This is a genomic window from Bacillus sp. JNUCC-21 (genome assembly GCF_041222765.1).
Classification (GTDB): Bacteria; Bacillota; Bacilli; order Bacillales; family Bacillaceae; genus Bacillus; species Bacillus velezensis.
This window is the reverse complement of sequence record NZ_CP166019.1, coordinates 2,532,400-2,538,729: the sequence shown is the minus strand read 5'-3', so window position 1 is coordinate 2,538,729 and position 6,330 is coordinate 2,532,400. Positions and strand designations below refer to the sequence as shown.

General features: G+C 50.1%; 1 protein-coding gene. It reads left to right on the top strand.

All coding sequences use genetic code 11. The features are described 5' to 3' along the window. Nucleotides 1-18: 18 nt before the first annotated feature. Nucleotides 19-6,315, top strand: coding sequence for a beta-ketoacyl synthase N-terminal-like domain-containing protein (locus tag JNUCC21_RS12620; RefSeq protein WP_369878195.1), 6,297 nt, complete (start codon nt 19-21; stop codon nt 6,313-6,315). Nucleotides 6,316-6,330: the final 15 nt, after the last annotated feature.

The following is a 6,330-nucleotide window of genomic DNA, read 5'->3' as shown; positions in this document are numbered from 1 at the left end:
CGTAATGGAGGAAACCATATGAAAGAGTTTCTGCACCGGGTTTTTTCTGACGTCAAAAATAAAAAAATGACAAAACAGGATGCGATCGGCATTTTGCGCGATTATGATATGCGGATGGGACTTCGCCAAGCGGATTCCCTTCATCCGCTTGCTCAGCAGCATATTTCCGATGAAACGGGACTGGGATTCTCGGCAGCTTTCAGCGGCCGGGAATTTTTTCTCGCTGATGTTTCTTTACAGCGTAAAAAGCTTATGCCCGGAGAACTTCTTTTGGAAATGGCGAGAGCTGCGGCTGTTTTGACAGTAAAGGAGACTGAGGCTGTCCGGCTGACACATATCGTGTGGTCAAAGCCCATTCTGACTGAGGCTGAACCGTTCCATATCGAAATCAGGCTGATACCCGCAGAGGGTGAAGCCAAAAGGTTTGAGATTTACAATCCATTTTCTGCCGATTTCAGTCATCATGATGTGTACAGCCAAGGGACGATTCAGCCAGTTGATGCTGCGCCTGGCATGCTGGATATCAGCCGCTTGAAGGAAAACAGCGGTTCCCTGATGGATCAGCAGCAAATTGAAGCCATCACTCAGAACGATACCGTTCAATACAGTGAGCACATGAAAGGAATTGAGCGTATTTACGCCTCAGCAGGACGGATGCTGGCAGACATATCAATTCCATTGACAGACCAAAAAGAATCCGCCCGATTCGGCCTCCCTCCCTGTGTGATGCAAAGTGTGACAGAGGCATGCGCGCTGCTTGGCGGCAAAGAATATAAAACGCTCGCCCCGGTTTCATTGGACGAGCTTTTGTTTTATGAACCTTGTCCTGACAAGGTATGGGCCGAGATACAAGAGAAGGCGGGGAGCTTTTATATTGATTTATGTGACAAAAAAGGAAAAATATGGGCTTCCCTATCAGGGTTGAAGCTGCAGCCTGTCATCAAGACGGGCGCTCCCGGAAAAACCAATGCCGAACACCACAGTGAACGTTTGTATGAACAAACGCTTCTTCAGCTCAAAACGCTGTTTGCCCTGACTACAAAAATTGCTGTTTCCAACATAGACACTGAAGAGCCGCTGGAAACCTACGGAATCGACTCAGTCACTGTGACGAAATTGAACCGCGAATTGTCTCTGCTTTTCGGTGACCTTTCCAAAACGGTTTTTTACGAATATAAGACACTGGGCTCCCTGGCAGCTCACTTTGTCACGGATTATCCAAAAGAATGCCGAAAGTGGACAAATGATGATGACCACCATTCAGGCATATCAGAACAGGTTTTGGCAAATGAAGATTTTCCGGTGCTTCCGTCGTTTATCAAGCGAAAGAAACGGCCTTCTTTATCCAATGAGAACCAGGAGAAAGAAGGGATTGCGATTATCGGAGTCAGCGGACGTTATCCGCAAGCTGAAACACTTGAAGAGTACTGGGATAATTTAGCAGACGGAAAAGACTGTGTGACGGAAATTCCCGAAGAGCGCTGGGAAAAGGACAAGTACTACAACCCTGATCCCGAAACGGCCGTGAAAGAAGGGAAAAGTTACAGTAAGCGGGGCGGATTTCTGAAAGATGCCGCTTTCTTTGATCCGCTGTTTTTTCAAATTTCACCCCGTGATGCTTTGAATATGGACCCGCAGGAGCGTCTCTTTATTGAAATGTGCTGGCAGGTGCTGGAGGATGCCGGTTATACGAAGGAACAGCTTGAGAATCTGTATTACGGCCGGGTCGGCGTTTTTGCGGGCATTACGAAAAACGGGTACGGAATGTACTGGAAAAACGGCGGCACCCTGCAGCCGAAAACGTCGTTCAGTTCAGCGGCCAACAGAGTTTCCTATTTTCTTAATCTGAAAGGGCCGAGCATGCCGGTCGACACGATGTGCTCATCTTCGCTGACTGCAATCCATGAAGCGTGTGAAAACATCCTTCGCGGCGAATGCGACATGGCGATTGCCGGCGGTGTGAATGTGTATACGCATCCTTCGGCTTATGCGGAGCTCAGCGCCTATCGAATGCTTTCAAAAGACGGAACGTGCAAAAGTTTCGGTGAAGGCGGGGACGGATTTGTTCCCGGTGAAGGCGTCGGAGCCGTGCTGTTAAAGCCGCTGTCAAAAGCGATGGCTGATAAGGACCATATTTACGGTGTGATTCGCGGCACTCATATCAATCACGGCGGCAGAACAAACGGGTATACAGTGCCGAGTCCGAGCGCCCAGGCTGACGTGATTTCCGGCGCGCTTGATAAATCAGGAATACATCCGCGGATGATCAGCTGTATCGAAGCCCACGGCACGGGCACTGAACTCGGAGATCCGATCGAGATTGACGGTTTGACCCGCGCATTTCAAACGAAAACGTCAGATAAAGGTTTTTGCGCCATCAGCTCAGTTAAATCCAATATCGGGCATTTGGAAGCCGCGGCAGGCATTGCCGGTGTAACGAAACTGCTGCTTCAGTTTCAAAAACGAAAGCTGGCCCCCTCATTACATTGCCGGAAATTGAATCCGAATATTGTATTCGACCGGACGCCGTTTGTGGTGCAGCGTGAATTGGCAGACTGGAAACGGCCGGTCATTGAGGAAAACGGAGCGCAAAAGGAGATTCCGAGAATCGCGGGAATCTCTTCTTTTGGCGCGGGCGGGGCAAATGCCCACATATTGATAGAAGAATATATTGAACCTGATAGGGAGATTTCTGAGCCATTCACAGATGAAGATCCCGCAGTCATTTTATTATCCGCTAAACAGGAGTCCAGCCTGAAGCAGCGGGCGCAGCAGCTTCTTCAAGCGATCAGAAAAAATGACGTCACAGACCGCAGTCTCCGGGATGCGGCTTACACCCTTCAAACCGGAAGAGAAGCGATGGAAGAACGTGCGGCGTTTATCGTGACGTCGACAGAGCAGTTAGCGGAAAAACTGCAGCGTTTTATTGACGGCGGGACAGACGGCTGTTTTCTCGGAAAAAGCAAACAGTATAAAGACATTCTAGCCGTTTTTAAGGATGAAGATATGCAGGACGCCGTCCGTAAATGGATGAAACGAAAAAAATTCGCGAAGCTTCTGGAACTTTGGGTAAAAGGGCTGAAGATTGATTGGTCAGAGCTTTATAATGGCAGCCTGCCGCACCGCATCAGCCTTCCCGGTTATCCATTTATAAAGGACCGGTATTGGCCGGTCGATGCAGCGCCGGACAATGTTCGTGATGCTGAAACACATTCTGAAACATTGCGTGAAACCCGCTTTTTACAGAAAAGCTGGGCAGAAAGCAGCAGTGTTTCGGCTAAGGAAGTGCGGGGCGTCATCGGAATAGCCGCCGATCACCAGACAGGAAATTTGGCCGTTGAGCTGTGCCGTTATTTCCCCGAGTCTGAAATCATTGACGCTGCGTCATCGGAAATATCCGGGGACGCGTCCCGGTTTGGCGGTCTGATTGATGTGACCGGATGCGGAACGGAAATCAATCATGATGACGGCTGGATTCATCATCTGCAGTCTCTCATTGACAACAGAAACCGCGGCCGAAAGCTTCAGCTGCTTTGTGTGACAAAGGGGCTTGAACTTTTTGCAAATGAAACGATAAATTTCTCAGGTGCAAAAAAGGCCGGATTGTACCGGATGCTCCAAAGTGAGTATAAGGATATCCGCTCGCGGCATATGGATGCAGAACGGACTGCCGAAGATCCTGAGCTGGCAAACCAGATCGCAGAGGAGTTTTTTCGCGATTCTGAAGACATCGAAGTGTGTTACAGAAACGGTGTGCGCTATCACGCGCGGTTAAAAGAAACAAACAGCTTAGCAGAAAAAGAATTTTCATTTCCGAAAGACCATGTACTCTGGATCACCGGAGGGACCCGGGGACTCGGATATTTATTCGCCCGGCATTTTGCCGAACGATACGGAGTCACGAAACTCGTGCTTACAGGAAAAGAAACCATGCCGCCGAAAGCGGAGTGGGATGATCATATCAAACGGAATTCCCCGTTTTCTGAAAAAGTGAGAAGAATCAGAGAGTTCGAACAAAAAGGTGTCCGAACGGAAGTGCTGTCTGTATCTTCCGGCCCTGAATATGAGCAGGCCGTCAGCCGTGTGAAAGATCAAATGGGGCCGATAGGAGGCGTGTTACACGCAGCGGGAGCCGTAGATCTCGATCATCCGGCCTTTATCCGCAAAACAAGCGAACAGATGATGCCCGTGCTTGAGCCTAAAACAGACGGACTGGACCTTTTGTATCAAGCGCTGCACAAGGAGCCTCTCCGGTTTTTTGCGCTGTTTTCTTCAGTGTCCGGCGTGATGCCGGAATTAGGAGCGGGACAAAGCGATTATGCCATGGCTAACGCCTATATGGATTATTTTGCGGCCGCAAAAGGTTTTCCGGTGCTGAGCATCCAGTGGCCGAGCTGGAAAGAAACGGGTATGGGCGAATCAAAAAGCCGGGCCTATCAGAAAAGCGGTTTAAAGAGCATCACTGACAGAGAAGGGCTGAGCCTGTTTGATGCCATCATGGCAGGCGATTGCGGATCTGTTATTATGCCGGCCGTCATTCACCCGGAAAAATGGGAGCCTGACCGTCTGCTGCTTTCATCCGGCCTTACTGAAACAAAGCAGCAGGAACAGGCCGATACAGAAAGCGTTGAGGAGTGGCTGACGGGCATTTGCTGCCGGGAATTAAGACTGGAGCCGTCAAGATTTGAATCTGATACACCGTTTCAAGATTACGGAGCCGATTCCATCATGCTTGCCCAAGTGTCCAGAGCGATCGGAAAGAGGATCAAAGCTGACCTTGACCCGGCGGTGCTGTATGAATATCCTACGGTTGCTGCGCTGGCGGGATGGCTTGAAACAGCATATCCGGAAATCAAAGCTGCCGTTTCAAAACCGGTTCAGCCTGTAATCCCGGACGCTCCCAAACAAACAGCAGCCGCTGTTATTCAGCCTTCTCGTGCTAGAGCGGCGCAAGACATCGCTGTTGTCGGAATGTCCTGCCGTTTTCCGGGAGCTGAATCAATTGAAGCTTATTGGAAGCTGCTGTCTGAAGGAACGTCAGCCATTCAAAGGGTTCCGAAAGAGCGCTGGAAAACGGAGAAGGCGGATTATGCGGGCCTTTTACAAAATGTAACGCATTTTGACCCGGAGTTTTTCCTTATTCCCGAAGAAGACATTAAGGCGATGGATATCCAGTCCTTTCTTATATTAGAAGAGGCGCTTCATCTGTTCAGAGACAGCGGTTACTCTTTACAAGAAATGAAAGGCAGGTCAGCCGGTGTCTATTTAGGAGGACGCGGCGGCAGTATGCCTGATGAAAACCGTCTGAAGCATGCAAAAAATCCGATAGTCGCAGCCGGTCCGAATTACTTAGCGGCCAATCTTTCTCAGTTCTTTGATTTGAAGGGGCCGAGTCTTGTTTTGGATACGGCCTGTTCTTCAGCGCTTGTCGGTATGAATATGGCGATACAGGCGCTTTCTTGCGGTGAAATCGACTCAGCGGTGGTCGGGGGAGTCAGTCTGCTGGAATCCGGTCAAACCCACCGGATGTTCGAACTTCGCAATCTGTTAAGCGAAGAGCCTGCGTTTCATATTTTTGACCGCCGCACCGGCGGCATCGTATTGGGAGAAGGCGTCGGAATGGTGTATTTAAAAACAGCGGCCCAGGCTGTAAAAGACGGGGACCGGATTCATGCGGTCATTAAAGGCATTTCCGTAAACAATGACGGCAGAACCGCGGGGCCTGCCACACCGAATATACAGGCGCAGAAAGAAGTGATGGCCAAGGCGCTTGCCAAAAGCGGCAGAAAAGCGGAGGATATCAGCTACATTGAAGCAAACGGTTCAGGCTCTGAAGTAACAGACCTTTTGGAACTGAGGGCGATTGAAGCGGTGTACCGTATGCAAAACAGCGCGCCTTGCGAATTGGGGTCGATGAAGCCGAATATCGGACACCCGTTATGCGCTGAAGGGATTGCCGGATTCATTAAAACAGTGCTTATGCTCTCGCGCCGAATGCGTGTGCCTTTCCTTTCGGGCAAAGAGCCGATGACACATTACGATCTGTCCGCCTCGCCGTTTTATTTTTCGCAAGCTCTGCGTGAATGGACGGATTCACCGCGGATTGCCGCCGTCAGCAGCTTCGCTGACGGAGGGACGAATGCCCATGTCATAGCGGAAGCCTGGGAGCAAGAGGCGTATACCCCGGTCAGAAAGCCTTTGCCGAGACAGGAATTAAAACGCCGGCCTATTCGTTCGGACAAAGCCGAAAGCCTGCATGAAAACGCACATAAGTCCCGCCCGAATACGTTTTGGAAACAAATGAAGACTTACTGATTGCGCTGAAAATTG

Excerpts from the sequence above, each read along its gene's own strand:
- JNUCC21_RS12620 (WP_369878195.1), top strand. The coding sequence starts at position 19 with ATGAAAGAGTTTCTGCACCGGGTTTTTTCTGACGTCAAAAATAAAAAA.